At 65.3% G+C, this 22698-nt stretch carries 17 protein-coding genes and 1 pseudogene; 8 read left to right on the top strand and 10 right to left on the bottom strand.

The features are described 5' to 3' along the window. Positions 1–62 precede the first annotated feature (62 nt). The 5 genes from DUGA2_RS21795 to DUGA2_RS21780 form a co-directional block, all read right to left on the bottom strand. Positions 63–584, bottom strand: coding sequence for a DUF4124 domain-containing protein (locus tag DUGA2_RS21795; protein ID WP_070271577.1), 522 nt, complete (start codon positions 582–584; stop codon positions 63–65). Between the two features lie 120 nt (positions 585–704). Next, positions 705–2120: a PA domain-containing protein gene (locus DUGA2_RS21790; protein WP_070271576.1), complete on the bottom strand. Its 1416-nt coding sequence runs from the start codon at positions 2118–2120 to the stop codon at positions 705–707. After that, positions 2117–3289: a choice-of-anchor J family PEP-CTERM protein gene (locus DUGA2_RS21785; RefSeq protein WP_229214747.1), complete on the bottom strand. Its 1173-nt coding sequence runs from the start codon at positions 3287–3289 to the stop codon at positions 2117–2119. The genes DUGA2_RS21790 and DUGA2_RS21785 overlap by 4 nt, the downstream gene beginning before the upstream one ends. A 305-nt stretch (positions 3290–3594) precedes the next feature. Beyond that, positions 3595–3717, bottom strand: coding sequence for a hypothetical protein (locus DUGA2_RS34830; protein ID WP_286162317.1), 123 nt, complete (start codon positions 3715–3717; stop codon positions 3595–3597). Between the two features lie 236 nt (positions 3718–3953). Next, complete coding sequence (locus DUGA2_RS21780; RefSeq protein ID WP_141753339.1) at positions 3954–5183, bottom strand: hypothetical protein; 1230 nt, start codon at positions 5181–5183, stop codon at positions 3954–3956. Positions 5184–5423: 240 nt separating this feature from the next. Here DUGA2_RS21780 and guaB point away from each other — a divergent pair, with 240 nt between their 5' ends. From guaB to DUGA2_RS21755, 5 genes are all read left to right on the top strand, one after another. Beyond that, complete coding sequence (gene guaB / locus DUGA2_RS21775; protein WP_070271573.1) at positions 5424–6896, top strand: IMP dehydrogenase; 1473 nt, start codon at positions 5424–5426, stop codon at positions 6894–6896. Positions 6897–6964: 68 nt separating this feature from the next. Continuing rightward, positions 6965–8575, top strand: a complete 1611-nt coding sequence (gene guaA / locus DUGA2_RS21770) for a glutamine-hydrolyzing GMP synthase (RefSeq protein ID WP_070271572.1) — start codon at positions 6965–6967, stop codon at positions 8573–8575. Between the two features lie 184 nt (positions 8576–8759). Continuing rightward, entirely contained in the window at positions 8760–11120 is a 2361-nt protein-coding gene (locus DUGA2_RS21765) for a S53 family peptidase (RefSeq protein WP_083296414.1), read from the top strand. 138 nt (positions 11121–11258) lie between these two features. Next, positions 11259–11471 (top strand): hypothetical protein, encoded by a 213-nt coding sequence (locus tag DUGA2_RS21760; RefSeq protein WP_141753338.1) that lies wholly within the window; start codon positions 11259–11261, stop codon positions 11469–11471. Positions 11472–11550: 79 nt separating this feature from the next. Next, positions 11551–12111, top strand: a complete 561-nt coding sequence (locus DUGA2_RS21755) for a protein tyrosine phosphatase family protein (RefSeq protein WP_168167813.1) — start codon at positions 11551–11553, stop codon at positions 12109–12111. Positions 12112–12141: 30 nt separating this feature from the next. Here DUGA2_RS21755 and DUGA2_RS21750 read toward each other — a convergent pair whose 3' ends face one another. The 3 genes from DUGA2_RS21750 to DUGA2_RS21740 all read right to left on the bottom strand — a co-directional run bounded on the left by DUGA2_RS21750 (position 12142) and on the right by DUGA2_RS21740 (position 14459). Next, entirely contained in the window at positions 12142–12849 is a 708-nt protein-coding gene (locus DUGA2_RS21750) for a helix-turn-helix transcriptional regulator (RefSeq protein ID WP_070271570.1), read from the bottom strand. Positions 12850–13075: 226 nt separating this feature from the next. Next, positions 13076–13681 (bottom strand): TetR/AcrR family transcriptional regulator, encoded by a 606-nt coding sequence (locus DUGA2_RS21745; RefSeq protein WP_070271569.1) that lies wholly within the window; start codon positions 13679–13681, stop codon positions 13076–13078. Positions 13682–13784: 103 nt separating this feature from the next. Then, on the bottom strand, positions 13785–14459 hold the full coding sequence (locus DUGA2_RS21740) for a 4'-phosphopantetheinyl transferase superfamily protein (protein ID WP_070271568.1): 675 nt from the start codon (positions 14457–14459) through the stop codon (positions 13785–13787). 150 nt (positions 14460–14609) lie between these two features. Between DUGA2_RS21740 and DUGA2_RS34075 the strand changes: the two are divergent. From DUGA2_RS34075 to DUGA2_RS21730, 3 genes and pseudogenes are all read left to right on the top strand, one after another. Further along, positions 14610–15821 (top strand): annotated as a pseudogene (locus DUGA2_RS34075) (beta-ketoacyl synthase N-terminal-like domain-containing protein); the annotation flags it as partial. Positions 15822–16306: 485 nt separating this feature from the next. Continuing rightward, positions 16307–20140, top strand: coding sequence for an SDR family NAD(P)-dependent oxidoreductase (locus tag DUGA2_RS21735; RefSeq protein ID WP_229214751.1), 3834 nt, complete (start codon positions 16307–16309; stop codon positions 20138–20140). Positions 20141–20221: 81 nt separating this feature from the next. Beyond that, the gene (locus DUGA2_RS21730; RefSeq protein ID WP_070271566.1) at positions 20222–20656 is read left to right on the top strand and encodes a thioesterase family protein; all 435 of its coding nucleotides are present in this window, start codon (positions 20222–20224) and stop codon (positions 20654–20656) included. A 112-nt stretch (positions 20657–20768) separates the two neighbouring features. On the opposite strand, the gene DUGA2_RS21725 is transcribed toward DUGA2_RS21730, so the two are convergent. Both DUGA2_RS21725 and DUGA2_RS21720 read right to left on the bottom strand, forming a co-directional pair. Next, the gene (locus DUGA2_RS21725) at positions 20769–21470 is read right to left on the bottom strand and encodes a type 1 glutamine amidotransferase domain-containing protein (RefSeq protein ID WP_070271565.1); all 702 of its coding nucleotides are present in this window, start codon (positions 21468–21470) and stop codon (positions 20769–20771) included. Positions 21471–21521: 51 nt separating this feature from the next. Then, on the bottom strand, positions 21522–22698 hold a 1177-nt coding region (locus DUGA2_RS21720; RefSeq protein ID WP_083296411.1), incomplete at its 5' end, for a HupE/UreJ family protein.

Genomic DNA, 22698 nt, shown 5'->3' with positions numbered 1-22698 from the left:
GGCGGTCATATACATGTTTGATAGCGATATCATACGGCAGCTTGGCATGCCCCCGACAGGGGCTATTTGCAGCCAGCCAACACTTTCTGGTTCTTTTTCGCCATTTCCGCCCGTTCCTCGTCACCCATGATGCCGCGTTCGCCGTTTTTATCGTAATTGCTCAGGCGCAGGCCGTCGGCCAGCGCCTGCTGGTTCTTGCGGGCGGCGTCGCAATTGGCGGCGATGTCGGCTTTCTGCCGGGCTTCGTCGGCGGCCTTCTTGTCGGCGGCGGCGGCGTCGGCCTTGCGCTTGTTGAAGTCGGCGTTGCGCTCGGCCAGCGTGGGGGGGCGTTTGGCGGGCGGCGCGTCCGGCGCGGCGGCGTCGGCGGCGGGCGCTTCGGCCTCGGCCGCAGCCGGGGCGTTGGGATTGAACGGCGCCTTGCCGGGCGCTTTCAATATGCGCTGCTCCGGCACCGACGGCGGCGGCGGGCGGTCCGATAGCTGCTTGACGCCCTTGTCGTCGATCCACATGTACTGGGCGATTGCCAGCGAGGATGCGGCCAGCAGCAGGGCGCCGCTCAGGCAATGCAGAGTACGGTGTTTCATGGGCACGCTCCTGTAAGGCACGCATCAATTTCGCCATGATTCACGGCAACTGTCAACTGTAAAGCAAAAAAGCCCGCCGTCCGGGTGGACGACGGGCTTGCGGCAAGGCGCCGGGATGTCTTACCAGCCGATGTCGCGCAGCAGCGGGAAGGACAGGTCGAACGGTGGCGTTACCTCGTGCGTCAGGTCGCCGTTGATTGCCGGCTCCATCAGCAGGTTAGGGAAGGCGCTGGTGTCGTAGTGCGATACCGACGAACCCGACTGGTACGGATTCGGCGCGAACATCAGCAGGCGGCCTGCCGCATCGGCGCCGGCGCGCATGGCCAGGTTCACACCCAGGTTGGCAAACACGTTGGAGTGCAGGCGGGTGCGCTTGGCCAGTGCCACTTTGAGCGCGTTGCCGTCTTCCAGCGAGATGCGCACCGCAGGAATGGTGACGCTAGGATCGGCGCCACCCAGGCCTGGCGGCGGCGAGCCGGCGACGTTGTCGGCGACGATCACGCCGATCGCGCCGGCATCCTGCACAGCCTTGGCTTTGATGGTGAACGAGCAGACGCCGCGATCGACCAGGGCGATCTTGCCGTTGACCGCGGCGGCATTGGCTGCCGACAGCGGGCCGCAGGCCAGGCCGAGGTTAGGTGCGGTATCCACCACCGGCATGATTTCGCCGGTCATGCCCGGGCTGCTCAGCGCAGGACCGAAGCTGGCGGTGCCGACCTGGACGGTGCCGGCGATGCTGGCCGGGCTGATCAGCGTCAGCGCAGGCGAACCCTGTTGCAGCAGGTTGGCGCCGGCGGCGTTGGCGATCGCACCAGTCCACACCAGCTTGCCGGATTTGAGCGACGACGCGGCGCGCTCGGCGTTCGTCATGTCTTTCCACAGCTTGTTGGTGGTGGCGTCCTTCAGGAAGAAGTCCCAGATACTTGGCACGCCGGACAGTTGGGCGCCGGTCGAGCCGTTGGTGTAGGTCTGGAAGCCCAGGCCGTGGCCGAACTCGTGGGTCAGCACCGTCACCAGATCAACGGCGGTGCCGTGGTTGCCGTCCAGGCCCAGGTAGAACGGCGAGCCGGCCAGGCAGCTGGCGGTGCCCAGGTTGATGTTGAAGCGGGCGCGGATATCGGCGGTGCTGCTGTCGGGATCGCTGCCGGTCAGCTTGCCGGTCTGCGCCTTGCCATACCAGGCGCCGGCCTGCGGTGCGCCGGCGAAGTCGCGGAACACCTGGGTCGCGCCGGCGCTGCCGAGCACGGCGGAGGTTGGGGTGCAGGTCAGCGCTTCCCAGGTCGACAGCACGCGGATGGTGCTGCTGCTGGTCAGGGTGGCGCCCCATTTGTTGGCGGCGGCCTGGAAGGCGTTCAGGCGCTGCGTACCCAGCGTGGTGCCGGCGTTGCCGCCGACCGGTGCGACCACGGTCGGGTCATTGAAGCCGACATTGGCAGGGTCGCCGTTGACGATGACGATGGTTGCTGCAGCCCAGGTCGACGAGGCAAACAGGCAGGCGGCCGCAGCGGCCATGGCGTTCAGGGTGAAGCGCTTCATTGTTGTTCTCCTTGCACGGCTGGCAGGCTATGGCCGTGGGCCAGGTGGTGGGCGACGTCCTCACCGGGAACGCAGGATTCGATCAGTTTGCCGTCGGCATCCTTTTGGACCACGGCAAAGCTGGCGGTCGAGTCGTCGAGCGCGAGGCCGACGCCGCCGCGCGAGGTGGTCAGCGGCGCTGCGCGGCCGCCGGCTTTGACGCGGGCGCCGACTGCGGAGAATTTGGCGCCGGCTGCCGGTACGGCGGCAGCTGCCAGTTCGGCGGCCTGTTCGGCCGACGGGCCGACCAGTTGGCCGGTGGCTGCGTCTTTATAGGCGACCATGCCGTTGCCGGTTGGCGTGGCGCTGCCGTTCAGCTCAGGCTGGACGACGACGCGCGCGTTCGGGAAGCTCATCAGGCCATTCGGGCCGGTGACTTGCGGCTCGGCGGCTTGTGCCACCAGGGTGCTGGCGGACAGGCCGGCCAGTGCCAGCAGGCGCAGTTTCTTGCGGCTGACAGCGACCACGCCCAGGCCCAGCAGCAGCATCAGCGCAGCGGTAGGCTCAGGTACGGCGCTGACGCTGACCGAGTCGATGCCGACGAAGTTGCCGTCGCCGGCAGCGGTGACGTAGCGGAACGCGAAGCGGCCGGTGGTGTCGCCGGACAGGCCGGACAGCGGTACCGAGTAGTTCACCCAGCCGGTGTCGGTGTTGGAGGTGTATGCCGGGTGCAGCAGGACGAAATCGCCGACCGACGAGGTGGTCGAGCCGACGTTCGCGCTGGCGCCGTGGGTGCTGTAGTAGACCTCGACGTTATCGGTAAAGCCCTGACCGAGCAGGCGCAGCGAGAAATTCAGCTTTTCGCCGTTCGACAGTGCCAGTTCCGGGGTCAGCAGCCAATTGCTGACGGTGCCGCCAAAAGTGGCGTTGGTGTAGTCGGCCGCGATGTAGGAATTTGCAGGGCCGGAAGCGGCGCTGAAATAGCCCGAGTCGCCCTGGAACCAGTTGGTCGAGCCGATCACATTGTTGACCCCACCGACCGAGCCAGTGCTGTTGTTGGTCATCACCCAGCCGCTTGCGCCGAGGGTGCTGATGTCATTGAATCCTTCGTTTAACAATAAAGGACTGGCGAAGACGGAGCTGGTAGCAACGGTGGCTACGAGTCCGATCAGGTATTTATTCAAGTTCATGATGCCCCAATGGTATTGTTTGCTTGCATACAATTCGCTACGGCAAGCGAGCGCGTTGAACATGTCAGACGGCAATGGTTGTATGCCTCTGGCCCAAATGACTACGTTTAATAAAGTACAGCAATTTTTCTTGGTTTTCTATATATATTGTTTATCAAATTATTCTAAATCGATAGCGTTGAGCTCGTCTTAGCTAGCAAACATGCAGTCTCCGGCCGTTTGAATGTGGTCGAAAAGACGAGGCTTTTTCACAACATGTTCTGTGGGAAAAGTTGCGGAGAAGGTAATTCTGGAGGCGGCGGGGATCAGCGATGTGTGATGCGGCTGGATTGACGGACGTCAAAGTCTTCTATGTGGTCTGCCGCGATGAGCATGAGCAACAGGGCGGCCACGATGGCTGCGATACGAAAAGTTTCTTTTTCTAACACGATTGCTCCATAAGAGGCGCGCGGTTGAACTTTCTTTGCTTCAATATAAAACAATTTTCTGATGGGAAAAAGATATTTTGTTTGGTTAATGTTTAATTGCGCAACACTTTTTGAGATGAGGTGGCAGGCGGACGAGCATGTGCCGGAGGGATGGTTGCGACTCCGCTGAGGGAGTCGCTTTGTTGAGGAGAACTTACGCTTTTACTCGCAATGTTGATGGGTACCGGAAGAAGATACTACTTCGAGACGCCGTACTGCGAAGTCAGCGTGAGTATGCGGGATTTGCTTTCCTTTACGGTTTCTGAGTTTTCATCGCGCATTAAGCCAAGGAAGCGTCCATTGGTATCTGCGACGCTCAGCACGCCCGATGTCCTTCCGACCGGCGTCGACATGGTGCCTATTACCAATGTGCCGGCGCCGGCATTCCCAGGTGTATCTTTCGATACAAACGCGGTTTCATAAATCGCCGTTGAAAGAATGACGTTATTAATCGAATTTGCGCTGAATTTGAAACCGTTTTGCACCCCTTCGGCCCCAAGAAGCCGGGGCGCGAAGAATATGTTGCGCACGAAGCCGGTCGCGTCGACAGCGGTGGTCAAACCTTCGAATCCGAGGTTGTAGAATTTGTTGCCGTTGAAGCTGTCCGCACCGGGACCGGGGGCGGATAGCAGGCCGGTAAGGCCGGTAATTTTCCCGCCGGTGAAAGTGTTTTCTGTTACCCAGTTATGTATGCCGTCGTTCTCAGTAGTCAGCAATATGCCTACGTCGTTATTTCTTAAGCCATCGAAGTCTATTTTGTTATATTGCGAACCGTTTTGCCCTCTCGCTGATAACTTGATAGCATTTTGGAAGCCATCAATCCAATTCACCTTTACCGTTGCGAATTGGGCATTCATCAAGGTTATGCCGGATCCGACGTAGCCGTAGCGTGGGTGATCTTCCCAAGGCATGCCATGTAGTCTGGTCAGGTTCAGAACGTGTCCATATCGACCCTCCACGATGATTCCGTCCCTGGGGCCAAACGTCAATTCGCCCCGTGCCGTGAAATGGATATACGTTTCGTCGCGCAAGGTGATGGAATTTTGGAATTGATAATTCCCCTCCGGAATGAGCACTTCTTGCCCGTTCCGTGCCGCGTTGATCGCATTCTGTACCGCGACGGAGTTATCCGTTGCTCCTTCTGTCAGGCCAAACCATTTGGCATTGATCGTACTGTCGTAGACCCGCTTGTACAATTTCTTGTTAGAGCCGCCGGCGTTGCACCACAAGCTTGTGCCACCATTCGCGTCGTGGGAGGTGTCCGAAGATGCAACGAACATGCCTTCTTTGCCGGCATCGATGATGTAGGCGGGAGTGGAGCAGGCGGTCGACGCCTGGAGTTGGGCGATGGTCAGGGCAGTTTGGGCATGGGCAGCAGAGATTGTGGTAATTGCTGCGAAGAACATGGAGTGACGAATGCTTTTCATTTATTTCGCTCGCGATAAATATTAATAAATATTACCCATTTTGCAATTTAATGCGAGGCAATCTTATCAGTTATTTAATGCTATTAAACTATCCAAATCCCACCGGTGGAACACCTGGATCTGTGCCGTTCGCACGCTGACGGGCGGTCGCTATCGGCGGGTGCTCGAGTACTTTCTAGAAGTTAAGGACAAGATGCCGCGATTTCTGTATAATCTGCTTTTGCGCCTATAGGAAATGCTATGCGTCTACTCCAAAAAGCACTCACGTTTGATGACGTGCTTCTCGTCCCAGCGTACTCGAATGTTCTGCCTGCCGATACGTCTCTCAAAACTCGTCTGACCCGTAACATCAGTCTGAACATCCCGTTGCTGTCCGCAGCGATGGATACGGTAACAGAAGCCCGCCTGGCGATCGCCATGGCACAAGAGGGTGGCATCGGCATCATCCACAAGAACCTGAATCCCAAGGATCAGGCTCGCGAGGTAGCGCGCGTCAAGCGTTTCGAGGCCGGCGTGCTGCGCGATCCGATCACGATCCCGCCGACCATGAAGATCCGCGACGTCATCAAGCTGACCGAGCAATATGGCATTTCCGGCTTCCCTGTCGTCGAAGGCAAGGAAGTGGTCGGCATCATCACCAACCGCGACCTGCGTTTCGAGCAGGAACTGGACGCCGAAGCGCGCGCCAAGATGACCCCGCGTGAGAAGCTGGTGTTCGTCAAAGAGGGCGCGGAAGGCGCCGACCGCGACGAAGCCAAGCGCTTGATGAACAAGCACCGCCTGGAGCGCGTGCTGGTCGTCAACGACGCCTTCGAACTGCGCGGCCTGATCACCGTCAAAGACATCCAGAAATCCACCGAGCACCCGCTGGCGTCGAAAGACTCGCAGGGCAAGCTGCTGGTCGGCGCCGCTGTCGGCGTGGGCGCCAAGGATGAAGAGCGGATCGAACTGCTGGTCGCCGCCGGCGTCGACGTGCTGGTGGTCGACACCGCCCACGGCCACTCGCAAGGCATCCTGGACCGCGTGAAATGGATCAAGACCAAGTTCCCGCATGTTGACGTCATCGGCGGCAACATCGCCACCGCCGCCGCCGCCAAGGCGCTGGTCGAATACGGCGCGGACGCGGTCAAGGTCGGCATCGGCCCCGGCTCGATCTGTACCACCCGTATCGTGGCCGGCGTCGGCGTACCGCAGATCACCGCGATCTCCAACGTCGCCGAAGCACTGGAAGGCACCGGCGTGCCCTGCATCGCCGACGGCGGCATCCGCTTCTCGGGCGACATCTCCAAGGCCCTGGCGGCCGGCGCGTCGACCGTGATGATGGGCTCCATGTTTGCCGGCACCGAAGAAGCGCCAGGCGAAGTGATCCTGTACCAGGGCCGTTCGTACAAATCGTACCGCGGCATGGGTTCGCTGGGCGCGATGTCGGACGGTTCGGCCGACCGCTACTTCCAGGACGCCACCATGAAGGCCGACAAGTTCGTGCCTGAAGGTATCGAAGGCCGCGTCGCCTACAAAGGCAGCGTGCTGGCGATCATCTTCCAGCTGGTCGGCGGCGTGCGTCAATCGATGGGTTACTGCGGTTGCGCCACCATCGACGAACTGCGCAACAAAGCCGAGTTCGTCGAGATCACCTCGGCCGGCATGCGCGAATCGCACGTGCACGACGTGCAGATCACCAAGGAAGCGCCGAACTACCGTTCCGGCGACTAACAGTCCTTGCAACGCCGGCTTAGCTAAGCCGGCGTTTTTCTATTCATTACCTCTCCAGTACATTACACATGCACTCAAAAATCCTCATTCTCGATTTCGGCTCCCAAGTCACCCAGCTGATCGCGCGCCGCGTGCGCGATTCCGGCGTGTTCTCGGAAGTGTACCCGTATGACGTCAGCGACGAGTTCGTGCGCAACTACGGCGCCGCCGGCGTGATCCTGTCGGGCAGCCACAACTCGACGCTGGACGGCGACTCGCCGCGCGCGCCGCAGGCCGTGTTCGAACTGGGCGTGCCGGTGCTGGGTATCTGCTACGGCATGCAAACCATGGCGGCTCAGCTGGGCGGCAAGGTCGAGAACGGCCTGGTGCGGGAATTCGGTTACGCCGAAGTGCGCGCCCGCAGCCACACCAAGCTGCTCGACGGCATCAACGACTTCGTCACCGACGAAGGCCACGGCATGCTGAAAGTGTGGATGAGCCACGGCGACAAGGTGCTGGAGATGCCGCCAGGCTTCGTCCTGATGGGCAATACCCCGAGCTGCCCGATCGCCGCCATGGCCAACGAAGAAAAGCATTTCTACGGCGTGCAGTGGCACCCGGAAGTGACCCACACGGTGCAGGGCAAGGCCATGCTGGGCCGCTTCGTGCACGAGATATGCGGTTGCAAATCGGACTGGAATATGCCGGACTACATCTCGGAAGCGGTCGAGAAAATCCGCGCGCAAGTGGGCACCGATGAAGTGATCCTCGGCCTGTCCGGCGGCGTCGACTCGTCGGTGGCCGCCGCGCTGATCCACCGCGCGATCGGCGACCAGCTGACCTGCGTGTTCGTCGACCACGGCCTGCTGCGCCTGGACGAAGGCAAGATGGTGATGGACATGTTCGCCAAGAACCTGGGCGTCAAAGTGATACGCGTCGATGCCGAAGACCAGTTCATGGGCCACCTGGCCGGCGTGACCGATCCCGAGCAGAAGCGCAAGATCATCGGCCGCGAATTCGTCGAAGTGTTCCAGGTCGAATCGGGCAAGCTGGTCAACGCCAAATGGCTGGCGCAAGGCACCATCTATCCGGACGTGATCGAATCGGCCGGCAAGGGCAAGAAGGGCCAGACCATCAAGAGCCACCACAACGTCGGCGGCCTGCCGGAGACCATGAAGCTGAAGCTGCTGGAGCCGCTGCGCGAACTGTTCAAGGACGAAGTGCGCAAGCTGGGCGTGGCGCTGGGCCTGCCGCATGACATGGTCTACCGTCACCCGTTCCCGGGCCCCGGCCTGGGCGTGCGCATCCTGGGCGAAGTGAAGAAGGACTACGCCGACCTGCTGCGCCGCGCCGACGCGATCTTCATCGAAGAGCTGCGCAACACGCCGTACGAGCCGGTGGTGGTGCCGGGCTTCGACCAGGACACCGTGCCGACCAACTGGTACGAAGCGACCAGCCAGGCGTTCGCCGTGTTCCTGCCGGTGAAATCGGTGGGCGTGATGGGCGACGGCCGCACCTACGAATACGTGGTGGCGCTGCGCGCCGTGCAGACGCAGGACTTCATGACCGCGCACTGGGCGCACCTGCCGCACGCGCTGCTGGGAAAGGTATCCAACCGCATCATCAACGAAGTGCGCGGCATCAACCGCGTGGTCTACGATATCTCGGGCAAGCCGCCTGCGACGATCGAGTGGGAGTGACGAGCTCGCTTTAAGTCGCTGACTTAAAGTGCAAAAAACGAGGCCGTTGATGATGCGATTTCGCTCATCAACGGCTTTTTTTTGTGCCTGGCGCCGCGCCATGGATACGTTCCCAAACTTGCAATGCGTAAATACTGTGCGATAATTTCCGTATGGATACAAAATGGCGGCGCCGGGGCGAACGATGAAAAATCAATATTTATTCAAGTACAACGCCTCTGCGCTGGCGCTCCCGGCGCTCACGCTGTGTACGGCTGCGTTGCTGAGCGCATGCGGCGGGGGCGGTACCGGCAGCTCCGCTGAACCGCGTATGGTGCAGGGCGCCGCGCCGCTCGCAACCGGCTCGACCACGCTGCTGCTGGACGCCGGCACGCTGCCGGCCGAAGATGCCCAGCGCATGGCGCTGCCGTCGTTCCACATGGCGCCGGTCGAACTGGAGGCGCCCGGGGACCATGCCGACAGCGCCAGGGCACCGGTGCACGCACAGGCCGTCACGACTGAATTCCAGCATCTTTCGACTCGCCGCCTGACCATGCAGGCGCTGCACAGCCGCCATGTGGAAGCCATGCGCAGCCTGAGCCCGGCAGCTGCCGCAGCGCCGGCAGCCTCCGGCGGGGTGGTGGCGACCTACACGCCGGCCCAGATCCGCGCCGCCTATGGCTTGCCGGCGCTGCCGGCGGCCGGCAGCGCTTTGACGCCGGCCCAGGCGGCCCAGCTAGGCGCAGGCCAGACCATCTACATCCTCGACGCCCAGCATGATCCCAACGTGGCCGCCGAACTGGCCGCGTTCAACACCAAATTCAACCTGCCGGCCTGCACCACCAAGGCCATCGCTCCCACGGCCAGCCTGCCGCTGGCCGCCGCCTCCGCCAGCGGCTGCGAACTGGCCGTGGTGTACAGCACCGCCAGCGGCGCCATGACCGCGACCCAGCCCGCGTACGACGCCGGCTGGGCCAGCGAAATCACCCTCGACGTGCAGTGGGCGCACGCCACCGCGCCACTGGCCCGCATCGTGCTGATCGAAACCGCCGATGCCAGCTACAACAATCTGCTGGGCGGCGCCAAGCTGGCCAACGCGATGGGGCCGGGCATCGTCTCGATGAGTTTTGGCGGCGCTGAAAGCAGCGGTACCGTCGCCTCCGACAGCGTATTCGCCGCCGCCGGCATGACCTATCTGGCCGCCACCGGCGACTCCGGCGCAGGCGTGTCGTGGCCGGCGGTCGCGCCGCATGTGCTGGCTGTCGGCGGCACCACCCTCAACTACAGCGGCAGCGGGCTGCGTTCAGAAGTGGCCTGGTCCGGCACCGGCGGCGGCGTCAGCCTGTACACGACCACGCCGAGCTACCAGACCAGCGCCGTACCGGGCATGGGTACGCCCGCGCGCCGCACGGTGGCCGATGTCGCCTTCAATGCCGATCCTTCGTCCGGCCAGTACGTGGCGATGATCGCGCCCGGCAGCAACACGGTGCGCTGGGGCAGCGTGGGCGGCACCAGCCTGTCGACGCCGCAGTGGGCCGGCCTGATCGCGGTGGCCAACGCCACCCGCGCACTGAACGGCAAGGCGGCAATGGGCGCGCCGCACGCGGCCCTGTATGGCGGGATCGCCGCGGTGCCGGGCGCCTATGCCGCCGTCTTCGCCGATGTCACCGCCGGCAGCGACGGCAGCTGCGCTGCCTGCACCGCCAAGACCGGCTACGATCAGTTGACCGGCCTGGGCACGCCGAACGTGTCCAGCCTGTTGTCGACGCTGTCGGGCCTGACCGTCGCCACCGCGCCGCAGGTGGGCTCGGCCAGCATCAAGGGCACGGTCGGGACAGCGTTGACGTTCACGATTTCCACCGTTGCGGCCAATACGGTCGGCTATACACTGAGCGGGGCGCCGTCCGGCATGAGCGTCAGCAGCGCCGGCGTGGTCAGCTGGGCAGCGCCGGTGGCCGGTACCTACGCCGTCACCGCGACCGCCAAGGACAGCAAGACCGGCCTCAGCGGGCAAGGCGTGTACACCGTGGTCATCGCGCCGTTGTCGGCGCCGGTGCTGACTGCGAGTACCATCAGCGGCAAGGTGGGCGTGGCGTTGTCGTTCTCGGCGGCGGCCAGCAGCGCCAATCCTGTCACGTACGCGTTGAGCGGCGCGCCGTCCGGCATGGCGATCGGCACGGCGGGCCTGGTCAGCTGGGCCAAGCCGGTAGCGGGTAGCTACACCGTCACCGTCACCGCCAAGGACAGCAAGACTGGCTTGAGCGGCCAGGCTAAGTACACGGTGCAAATCGCCGCCGGTGGCCCGGTGATCACGGCCGCCGCGATGGCGGGCGTGGCGGGCAAGCCGATGACGGGCTTGATCACCATCGTCGATACCGGCGCCAGCTCGGTGTCGATCACGATCTCCGGAGTGCCGCTGGGAATGATGTTCCAGTCCAGCGGCCTGAGCGTCATACCGTACTGGAACGCGCCGGTGGCCGGCAGCTATCAATTGAAGGTGCTTGTCACCGACAACGCCGGAGGCAGCGCCCAGCAGACCATCCTGGTGACGGTGGCTGCGCGCTGATTGAAATTCAAGACGACAAAAAACCCGCTGCTCCGAAAGGACTGGCGGGTTTTTGTTATTCAACGAACGCCGGCAGCGCCGATGCTGGCCCGACCCGTACAATAGGGGGTGTTCCACATTTTTAAGGTCGTCGCAACGATGAATAATCTGCTCGAAGAAATGCTATTCTGTGAATTCATGCTCGTATGCGAGTCCCATGACTGCCGCGCGTTCTTTGAATTCGAAGAAGTCGCCAACGATCCCATGGACGAGTGGGCCAAGCGGGCGGCGGTGGCGGCGAGGGCGTGCGGCTGGACGATAGGCCGCACCGGACTGGTGAAGTGCGCTGAATGCGCCGCCCGCGTCGATTGATTTGAAAGGCTGAACATGTCCGAAAACATTCCTGCGCTGTACCAATGGCTGGGCGGTGTCGATGCCTTGCCGGCCCTCCGTGTTGGCCCATATCGTGGCTGACGCGCGGCGCGCGCTGGCGGCGCTGGCGCTGCTCACCGGACTGCTGGTGTGCGGCACGGCATCTGCGACGGCCGGCGTGATCGAGGCGCCGAACGTGGTCGCGATCTCACCCAAGCTTGTCACATCCGGCCAGCCCAGCGCCGAGGCACTGGCCGGCCTGGCTGCGCAGGGATTTGGCGCTGTCATCTACCTGGCGCCGCCGACCGTGCCGGACGCCATTGCGGGCGAAGCGGAGATCGTTCGCCGGCAGGGGCTTGAGTTCATCAATATTCCTATCGGCTTCGGCAAGCCCACCGAGGCCGACTTCCAGTCGTTCGTGGCGGCCATGGAGCGGCTGCGCGAGCGCAAGGTCCTGGTCCATTGCCAGGTCAATATGCGCGCCTCCAGCATGACCTTCCTGTATCGCGCCATCGTCCTGCACGAGAAGCCCGAACTCGCCTATGAATCGGTCGCGCGGGTGTGGTCGCCGGAAGGACCATGGAAGAGCTTGATGTTGTCCCAGCTGCGAAAAGCCGGCATTCAGTTCGAACCGTATTGAAAAGCCCCTGGTTTTTTCAGGGGCTTTTCCTCAGTTCTTGACCAGGTTGAACGAAAACGCCTTGGCCACCGCGTGGCTGCGGTTGGACGCGTTCAGCTTGGACAGCAAATTGCCGACGTGGATCTTGACGGTCCAGGAACTGATGTCGAGGATGGACGCGATCTCCGTGTTGGACTTGCCGCTGCACACCCATTGCAGCACTTGCTGTTCGCGCTTGGTCAGCGAGCCGGTGGGCCGTTTGTTGCCGAAGTCGATGGCGTGGCTCAGCGCGCAATGCAGGTGGGGCACGACGAACTTGAGCAGCGACACGTCTTCCTTGGTCCACGAATCGATGCCGGCCAGCGCGAAGTAGCAGGCGTTTTCGTGATCGATGTCGGCCACGCCGTGCACCGCGACGTTGCGGATGTCGTATTGCGCGGTCTTTTCCAGCCAGCCGTTGTCGTTCGGAAGCAGCCATGACGATTTGCGGTCGACCAGCACCGGCTGGCGCTTCTCGGTCCATTTGCGTATCGCCGGGCAACTGCTGGAGCGCTCTTCGCCGAGCAGGCTTTGCATATACCCCAGCGGAAAGGTGAAGTTCATCGATTCGTGGACGCGCAGGTCGGCCATCCGTATCATTCCGCAGTCAAACATTTCGTGCGGAATGATGTTCTGCAGCCGCGGATAGACATCCGAGCGGAAATCCTTTTTACTGGACACCGCATGGCAGGCGTCGACAAAATCGTTAATCTGATCCATTTTCTGAGAATTAAAAAATCCATCCATAAATAGGTATCCAGCATGAAATAAGGGTTTGTGGGTATGTATTACGCGTAAAGCAATATTTATTGTTTTAAAATAATATCTTAATTGCAACTACAGGGCCGAAACCATGCCGTCCCTGGCTGCGGACGGTCACAACAACGGTGATTGATGAATTTTCCTGCCTGTCACGTCCCGGGCCATGCCGGGGCGTGGTCCCGCATCACACTGTGGCGGCGGTGTCTTCCGGCCCGACTTCCAGTGCGTCGAACTCGGCGTTGATGGCCTGGTCGAGGCGCTGCTTGTCGAAGCCGGAACGCACCAGCACCAATATTCCCTGATACAGCGCCAACAGCCTGACCGCCGCCACCGCCGGCTCGATCGAGGCCCGCAATACCCGGGCCTCGCGCGCGCGCACCAGGCGTTCATTCAGGGCCGCGCGCAAAATCTCGAATCCTTCCAGCACCTTGGCTTCGCGCGCCGTATCGGTGGCGCCGAACTCCACCGCACAGTTGGTGATCAGGCAGCCGAAACTCTCGTCGCGCGGCTCATGCAGCAATGACACAAACAAGCGCCTCACACCCTCCAGGCCGGCCGACACGCCGGCATAGGTGGCGATCCGGCGCTGCAGCACGTTCTCCAGGTAGTAGGCGAAGGCGGCGTCGAACAGCCGGCCCTTGTCGCCGAAACTGTTGTAGATGCTGCCCGTGCTCAGGCCGGCCGCGGCCGCCAGCTCCTGGACCGACACGGCCGCGTAGCCGGTCCGGCGAAACGCGTGCATCGCCAGGTTCAGTACGGATTGTTCGTCAAAGGAGCGGGGTCGGGCCATGATTGTGTACTCTGCGGCAGGGATTCTAGAATGAGCGTTTTATAATTATTTGTCAAGGCTTTGTGGCGTGCCTGACACCAAAGGCGCGCCGCCGTCGGGCGTCTCAGGGCGGCGGCGGGGAGCAGTGCAGGATGCGCGGATGCGGGCCCTGGATGGCCAGCGCGGCGGCGTAGCCGTCCATCAGTTGCAGGTCGGCGACGGTCCAGCACAGCGGCGCCAGCGGGTCGACCCGGTCCGAGACCAGCGCCTGGCGCGCCGTCGCCGCCACCGACACCTCGAACTGGTGCGACAGGCGCCGGCAGGCATGGCCCTTGATGTAGGCCTCCTTGCGGACCCAGGCCGCGTAGAAGCATTGCCGGCGGATGGCCGGCGCCAGCCGCTGCAGCGCGGCGAATTCGGCGCCGGTCAGGAAGCGGCTGGCCAGCGTCCACGGCAGGTCCGCGCCGATCTGCTCGACGTCGATGCCGAGCGGGCGGGTGGCGAAAGCGTGCACCAGCAGCGTGCCGGAGTGCGAGGTGTTGAAATGCAGCGGCGCCCCCCCTGAAGTAGCTAGCACGGGCTTACCTTGTTCGCCGGAAATTAACGGCACCTGTTCGGCCGTGCAGCCGAGGTAGCGGCCCAACAGGGCGCGCAGCGTGCGGCGCGAGTAGCCGCACCGGGGGGCCGTGCCGGCAACGGCCGGCCGGGCTGTCGTCAGCGCCCACAGGTGCACGCTGTCCGGCGCCGGCGGCGCCAGGCGCGCCGTCCATTCCTTGCCGAAGTTACGGGTCTCGTCCATGGCAAGCACTATGCCAGCGCGCGCCGCCGCCGGCGATAGCCTGGACGGTCTATTGTCCGATGCCCCGTGCGCGCCGATAGTGGCGACCGTAGCCAAGTGGCGCCCGGCGGCCGGCGGCGCGGAATCAATCTAACATCGACCAAGGACCAAATGAAAATTGCAATCGTGGGCATCGGATGCCGCTATCCCGGCGCGAACAGCGCGGACGAATTCATCGAAAATGTCATGGCGGGACGGCGTTATTTCCGCGCCATGCCCCCCGAGCGGCTGCCGTCGAGCGACTACTACCACCACGACCCGAGCCATCCCGACACCACCTACTGCAAGATCGCGGCGGTGCTGGAGGGCTTCCAGTTCAATCCGGTCGATTTCAAGATTCCGCAGTCGACCTTCCGCGCCACCGACACCGCCCAGTGGCTGGCGCTGCAGGTCGCCAGCGACGCGCTGCAGGACGCCGACCTGAAACAGATCGACACCGCGCGCACCGCCGTCATCCTCGGCAACTCGCTGACCGGCGAGATCAGCCGCGCGCAAGTGATGCGCTACCGCTGGCCCTACGTCGGCCGCGTCATCAGCGAGCTGCTGGACCAGTTCGGCGTGCAGGGCGAGGCGCGCGCCGCCATGCTGGCCCAGCTGGAGGAGCGCTACAAGGAACCGTTCGCGCCGGTCGACGAGGACAGCCTGGCGGGCGGCCTGTCGAACACCATCCCCGGCCGCATCTGCAACTACTTCGATTTCCGCGGCGGCGGCTACACCGTCGACGGCGCCTGCTCGTCGTCGCTGCTGTCGGTGATCCATGCCTGCAACGGCCTGGAAAACGGCGACTTCGACGTCGCGCTGGCCGGCGGGGTCGACATCAGCCTCGATCCGTTCGAGCTGGTGGGGTTTGCCAAGATCGGCGCGCTCAGCCCCGGCGACATCAAGGTCTACGACCAGCGTTCGAGCGGCTTCCTGCCGGGCGAAGGCTGCGGCATCGTGGTGCTCAAGCGGCTCGACGATGCGCTGGCCGACAACGACCGCATCTACGCCACCATCCCGGGCTGGGGCGCGTCCACCGACGGCAAGGGCGGCCTGACCGCGCCCAGCGTCAGCGGCCAGATGCTGGCGCTGCAGCGCGCCTATGAGAAGGCCGGCTACAACCTCGGCAGCGTCGAGCTGATCGAAGGCCACGGCACCGGCACCCCGGTCGGCGACAAGGTCGAGCTCGGCGCCGTCGCGCAATCGCTGCTGCGCGACGCCGACGCCGGCCACCGCTGCGGCATCGGCTCGATCAAATCGAATATCGGCCACACCAAGGCGGCCGCCGGCGTCGCCGGCCTGATCAAGGCGGCGATGTCGGTTCATCACGCGGTGCTGCCGCCGACCCAGGGCCTGCAGGTGCCCAACGCCATCTTCGCCGACAGCCCCAGCCTGTATCCGCTGACCCGCGGCGGGCACTGGGACAGCGACAAGGTGCGCCGCGCCGGCGTCAGCTCGGCCGGCTTCGGCGGCATCAACACCCACGTCACGCTGGAAGAGGTGGAGGGCAAGCACGGCGCGCGCTCGCCGCTGCTGCCGCTGCTGCATTCGGCGCAGGATACGGAAGTGTTCTTCCTCGGCGCCGACAGCCACGCCGCGCTGCTGGCGCTGGTGCTGAGCCTGAAGGACGCGGCCGCCAGGATCGCGCAGGCGCAGCTGGTCGACCTGGCGGCCCACTGCGCCAGGCTGGCCGGGCGCAAGCCGGTCCGCCTCGGCATTGTCGCCGACACGCCGGCCACTTTGCTGGCGCGCCTGACGGCGGCCGCGGCCGCGCCACTGCTCGCCGGCGTTGAGTCGCTGCGACCAGCACCAGCGGCGCGCGGCCGCGCATCGCCTTCGTATTCCCGGGCCAGGGGTCGCAGCGCCTCAACGCCGGCGAGCAGTGGCGCGGCCGCTTCGGCTTCATCGACCATCTGTGGCGCGAGTTCGACGCCACGCTGGCCGACACGCTGGGCAAGCCGCTCAGCGCCCAGGTGTTCCGCGACGCCCACCGCGAAAGCCCGGCGACCCAGCGCGCCATGGCGGCCGAGCTGGCCGAGACGGCGGTGGCCCAGCCGGCCATCGTGGCCGGCTCGATCGCCAGCGCCGAGCTGTTGAAATACTTCGGCATCGAGCCAGACCTGTGTCTGGGCCATAGCCTGGGCGAATACAGCGCGCTGTGGTGCGCCGGCGCCTTGCCGGCCGCGCGCACGGTGGCGCTGGTGGCCCGGCGCGGCGCCGCCATGACCGGCGCCGACGGCGCCAGGGGCGCGATGCTGAGCGTGGCCGCCGCGCCCGAACAGGTCGAAGCGCTGCTGGCCCAGGCCGGCGGCTACCTGACCGTCGCCAACTTCAACGCGCCGCGCCAGACCGTGGTGTCGGGCGACGCCGAGGCGATCGCCGCGCTGCGCCGCCTGTGCCAGGCCGCCGCCATCGACAGCACCTTGCTGCCGGTGTCGAACGCCTTCCATTCGCGCTACATGGCGCAGGCGCAGCAGACCATGCTGGGCCACCTGGAGCGCACCGAACTGGCGCCGTTGAAACGCCTGCTGATTTCCAGCACCAGCGGCGAGCTGGTCGGCGGAGCGCAGGACTTGCGCGCCACGCTGGGCGGACAGATCACGGCGCCGGTGCAGTTCGTGCGCGCGGTCGAGACGGCGCTGGCGGAAGACTGCGACCTGTTTGTCGAAGTCGGCCCGGGCAGCATCGCCAGCCGCCTGACCCGCCACATCGTCGGCGCGCGCAAGGCGCGTGTGTTCGCCACCGATTCCGCCAATCCGGAAACCGCCACCGCAGAGCTGAACGAGCTGCTGGCGTTCGGCTTTGCCAGCGGCTTGCCGGTGCGCACCGGCCGGGTGTTCGAGGGCCGCCACACCAAGCCGATCAGCCTGCCGTACGAGGCCAGCTTCATCACCTCGCCGTGCGAGCTGCCGGTGACGCCGCTGCAGCTGGACGGCGTGGGCGCCATCGAGCTGGCCGGCGGTCAGCGCAGCGCAGCGTCGGCCACCCCGCGCGCCAAGGCGGCGCCGGCGGCGGCGATGGCGTGGACGGCCGACACGGTGCTGCCGATGATGCAGCAATACATCGTCAGCAAGTTCGGCTATCCGATCGAGATGGTGCATGCCGGCGCCATGCTGCAGGAAGACCTGAGCCTGGATTCGATCAAGTCGGTGGAAGTGGTGTCGGAAGGCATGGCGCGCCTGGGCGTGACGGGCGACCCGACCACGCTGGTGACGCTGAACCTGGCGCAGATCGCCCAGCGCCTGTCGCTCGCCAAGGCCGAGCTCGACGCCGGCATGGCGCCGGCGCAGCCGGGCAAACACGATATGCCGGACTGGACCCGCAGCTTCGAGGTCGCGCTGCTGCCGCAGGCGATCGAGGCCGGCGCGCCCGGCGCCGCGCACCGCTACGCGCTGGTCGACGGCGGCGATGCGGCGCTGGCGCAAGCGGTGCGCGCGCAGCTGGAGGCCGCGGGCCACACGGTGGCGGCGCTGGCACTGCCGCTGGCGGCCGGCGCCTTCGACGGCGCCAGCGGCTGCCTGCTGGTGCTGGGCCATGACGCCGGCGACGACGGCGCCGTGCTGGCCGCCGGCGATCCGTTCGCCACGCCGATGCTGCTGCTCGACAGCGCCCAGGCCTTCCTCAAGCAGCTCAAGTCGACGCCGCACGCGGCGCCGGTGTTCGCCGTGCTCACCCGCGGCAACGGGTCGCTGGGCCGCCACGCGGAGACGGCCTGCCGGGTCGACCAGCTGGCCGCCGCGGGCTTCGTGAAGACGCTGGCGCTGGAAAACCCGGCGCTGCGCACGCGCTATGTCGAGCTGCACCGCGATATCGCCAACGCCACCGCGGCCGCGCTGGTCGCGGCCGAGCTGGACGCCGGGGCGCCGTTCGCTGAAGCGGCGTATCCGGACGCGGCGACGCGCCTGCTGCCGCAGCTGCGCCTGCGCACCCTGGCCTCGCTGCCGGCGCGCACGCAGCCGGCGTTCGAGGCGGGCGAGGTGCTGGTCATCAGCGGCGGCGCCGGCGGCATCACCGCCGAGTGCGCGCTGGACATCGCCGCCCGCTACGGCCTGCGGCTGGCGCTGCTGGGCAGCACCGCGCTGGCCGACGCCGCGCAGCGCAAGCCGTCGCTGCTGGCCAACCTGCAGCGCTTCAGCGACGCCGGCATCGTGTTCCAGTACTACCAGTGCGATCTGACCGACGCCGGCCAGGTGCGCGAGGTGATGGCGCGCGTCGGCGCCGAGCTGGGGCCGGTCAGCGCGCTGATGCACGCGGCCGGGCTGAACCGGGCGCACCGCATCGACAAGCTGGCGCCGTCGGAATTCCTGGCGGTGATGAAGCCGAAAATCCTCGGCCTGCAAAACTTGCTGGCGGCGGTCGAGCTGCCGCGCATCAAGACCATCATCGCGTTCTCGTCCATCATCGCCAAGTCCGGCATGGCGGGCAACGCCGATTATTCCTACGCCAACGAATGGATGAACGGCGTGCTGAACCGGATCCGCGCGCTGCATCCGCAGGTGCGCTGCCTGAGCTACAACTTCTCCGTCTGGGCCGAGGTCGGCATGGGCGTGGACAGCGTGGCCCACCTGGGCAAGCTGGGCATCGATCCGATCCCGCTGCGCGACGGCGTGCTGCACGCCAGCGCGCTGCTGGAGCGTGAATGGCCGGCGGCCGAGCTGATCGTCTCGTCGCGCCTGGGCGGCCTGGCCACCGTGCGTTTCGAGACGCCGCCACTGCCGGCGCAGCGCTTCCTGGAAACCATCGTCAGCCATCAGCCCGGCGTCGAACTGGTGGCCGAGGCCATGCTCAAGCCCGAGCTGGACCACTACCTGAGCGACCACAACTACCAGGGCAGCCTGCTGTTCCCGGCCGTGCTGGGCATGGAGGCGATGGTGCAGGCGGCCTGCGCCTGCGTCGGCGAGACGCCGGCCTCGGTGCTGGTGGCCTTGGAAAACGTGCAGTTCCACAAACCCATCGTGGTGCCGGCCGAGGGCCGCGCGATCCGGGTCTACGCCCAGGTGCTGGCGGACCGCGCCGACGAGGCCGGCGTGCAGCGGCTGCGGGTGGCGATCCGCTCCAGCGTGACCAACTACGAGTCGGATTATTTCGTCGCCGACTGCGTGCTGTCGGCCGCGGAGTTCCCGGAACAGGTCAACGACGCGCTGTGGCCGGCGCCGCTGTCGGTCGATCCGCAAGACTTCCTGTACGGCAGCGTGTTCTTCCAGGGCCCGATGTTCCAGAACATCAGCTCCTTCCACTCGCTGTCGAGCCGGCACTGCATGGTCAAGGTCGATCCGCCGGCCGCCACGCTGGTGTTCGATCCGGCCTCGGGCCACGGCACCATCTTCGGTGCGCCGGAGGTGCGCGACTGCTACCTGCACGCGGTGCAAGCCTGCGTGCCGCAGCATCGCATCCTGCCGGTCGGCATCGAACGCATCGTCACCCGCGCCGCCGGCGGCCAGCTGTTCATGAGCGCCAAGGAACGCTACCACGTCGACAACGAGTACTGCTACGACCTGGAAGTGTTCGACGCCGACGGCTATCTGGTCGAGCTGCTGCAGGGCTTCCGCTGCCGCATCCTGGAAGCCTACACCGACACCGTCGCGCTGGAGAAGATCGCCGGCATCCACCAGGAAGCGGCCGACCGCGCGCGCCTGCACGAGCAGGAGGGCGCGGCCGCTTGATGCGATGACACACGGGCGGGCCGCGGCCCGCCCACCGATTCAATCTACCAGGCCGCAGCGGCCGCAATGAGAGGATGCAAGATGGCGCACTATGAATACCGTACCTTCGTGGGTTTCGAGGAAACCAACGTGGTTGGCAATGTTTACTTCAGCAATTATTTCGTCTGGCAGGGCAAATGCCGGGAGGCTTTCCTGCGCCGCTATGCGCCGCAGGTGCTCGATGATTTCAAGGCCGGCTACGGCATGATCACCAAGGAATCGTCCTGCGTGTTCCATACGGAAGCGTTCGCTTTCCAGGACATCGTCGTGCATATCTCGCTCGACAAGCTGTCGCGCACCGCCGTGACCATGGCCTTCGACTACTACCGCGAGCAGGACGGCGAGCTGATCCTGCTGGCGCAGGGCAAGCAAACCGCGATGTGGATCACGCCGGAACATCGGCTGGCGTTGCTGCCCAACTATCTGTACGACGCGATCGAGGCGTTTTCGCGCAGCGAGGACTTGACACCGGCCTGAGCGCCGGCATAGCCAGCGCAGCTATTCCCCGCTTCGAATCCCGGAGCGTTTTGGGCCGGTCTCGTGGGGGACCGGCCTTTTTTTTACGGCAGAAAAAAACGGGCGGCGGGTATCAGGTCACGGGTTCCAGGCAAGCCATCAATTCCTCCGCCACCAGCGCCGACGAGGCCGGGTTTTGGCCGCTGATCAGCTGGCCGTCGCGCACCACGTGCGGCTGGAACAGCCCGGCCGATTCGAACTTGCCGCCCAGTTCGGCCAGCCGCGTTTCAAGCAGGAAGGGCACCAGCGCGCTCAGGCCGATGGCCGTTTCCTCCTCGTTGGTGAAGCCGTTGACGCGCTTGCCCTTGACGATGGACACGCCGTACTGGTCCCTGGCCGACAGCAGCGCGGCGGCGCCGTGGCAGACGGTGGCGATCGGCACGCCCTGGTCGTGGGCCTTGCCCAGCAGCGTGGCCAGCGGGGCGCTGTGCGGCAGGTCCCACATCGCGCCGTGGCCGCCGGGGATGAAGATGGCGACGTAGTGGTCCAGCTGGGCTTCGGCCACCGGCAGCGAGTTCTGCAGTGCGTTGGCCGCTTCCTTGTCGGCGAGGAAGCGCTCGACCGAGGCCGGACGGGCGGCCGTGGCGTCGTTGCTTTCCGGCGCGACCGGTATGCGCTTGCCCTGGACCGAGGCGATGGTCACGTCGAAGCCGGCGTCTTTCAGCGCGTAGTAGGGGGTGGTCAACTCTTCCAGCCACAGGCCGGTGGCGTTGCCGGTGTCGCCCAGCGCGGCGTGGGAGGTCGAGACGAACAGTACGGTGGGACGGAAATGCATGGCAGATTCTCCTTGAGGAATGGAACGACAAAAAAACGCGCGCCGCGGGCGTCAGCCCGGCAGCACGCCGATACCGATATCGAAGGCCCGTTCCAGCAGCCACACCACGCCGGCCAGCGCGATCGCGCCGGACAGGCCGGGCACCACCAGCCGCCGGTAGGCGCTGCTGCCGCGGATCAGCATGGCGAGCAGGAACAAGGGCGCCACCACGCTCAGCTGGCCAAGCTCGACGCCGAGGTTGAAGGCGGCCAGCGCCACCAGGCGCGCGCCGGTCGACAGCGCCAGGTCGGCCAGCGAATTGGCGAAACCGAGGCCGTGCACCAGGCCGAAGGCGAACGCCATCACCCAGTCGCACACCGGCAGCAAGCGCAGCACGTTGTTGAGCGCGGCGACGACGATGGACAGGGCGATGCCCGACTCGACCCAGCGCGACGGCAGGTGCACCACGTCGAAGAAGCCCAGCCCCAGCGTGATCGAATGGGCGATGCTGAAGCCGGTGATCATCTTGCACAGATCGATGAAGGCCGCGCGGCCGGCGCCGGCGGCCGGCGAGGGCGCGGACGCCGCGCGCGGCGCCACCGCCGCCAGCAGCAGCGACACCAGGAACAGCAGGTGGTCGGCGCCGGACAGGATGTGCTGCACGCCGGCCGCCAGATAGTCCGAAAAGGTGCTCAGCCGCGCCGGCCCGGCGCCCGCCGCCCCCAGCGTGTGGCTGGGCGCGGCGGGCGAGAACAGCAGCGCCATGCTGGCGTTGTCGTGCGTCAGATTGGCCATGCAGCGGTGGCCGGGGTCGATGTCGAACAGCAGCCGGTAGGACAGTTGCAGCGGCCCGTCGGCGGCGCAGTCGAAGCGCAGCGGCAGCACCGCGTAGGCGCCGTCCGAATGGCTGTCGATCATCAGTTCGCCGCTGCTGGCGCGGCAGTCGCGGCCGCCGCGCCGCACGTCCAGGCGCGACAGCACGTAGCGCGCAATGGCGGCGCTGCGGGCATTCAGTTCGCCCCAGGTGATGTCGCCGTCGCCGTTGGCGTCCAGGCCCAGCACGAAGTCGAGGTCGCGCAGCGCGACGTCGATGCGGCCCTGCACCAGCGCGCCTTCGCTGCGCAGCGTCAGGTAGCTGTCGCTGGCCTTGTGGGCGGACGCCGGCAGCGCGCACCAGCCCAGCGCCATGGCCAGCAACAGATGCCGGAGCAGCCGCAGCAGCCGCAGCAGCCGCAGCAGGCGGCAGGCC

It is taken from the genome of Duganella sp. HH101 (assembly GCF_001758795.1).
Classification (GTDB): Bacteria; Pseudomonadota; Gammaproteobacteria; order Burkholderiales; family Burkholderiaceae_D; genus Rugamonas; species Rugamonas rivuli.
Note: the sequence above shows the minus strand (reverse complement) of the source record. Positions and strands in the feature narration are given on the sequence as shown.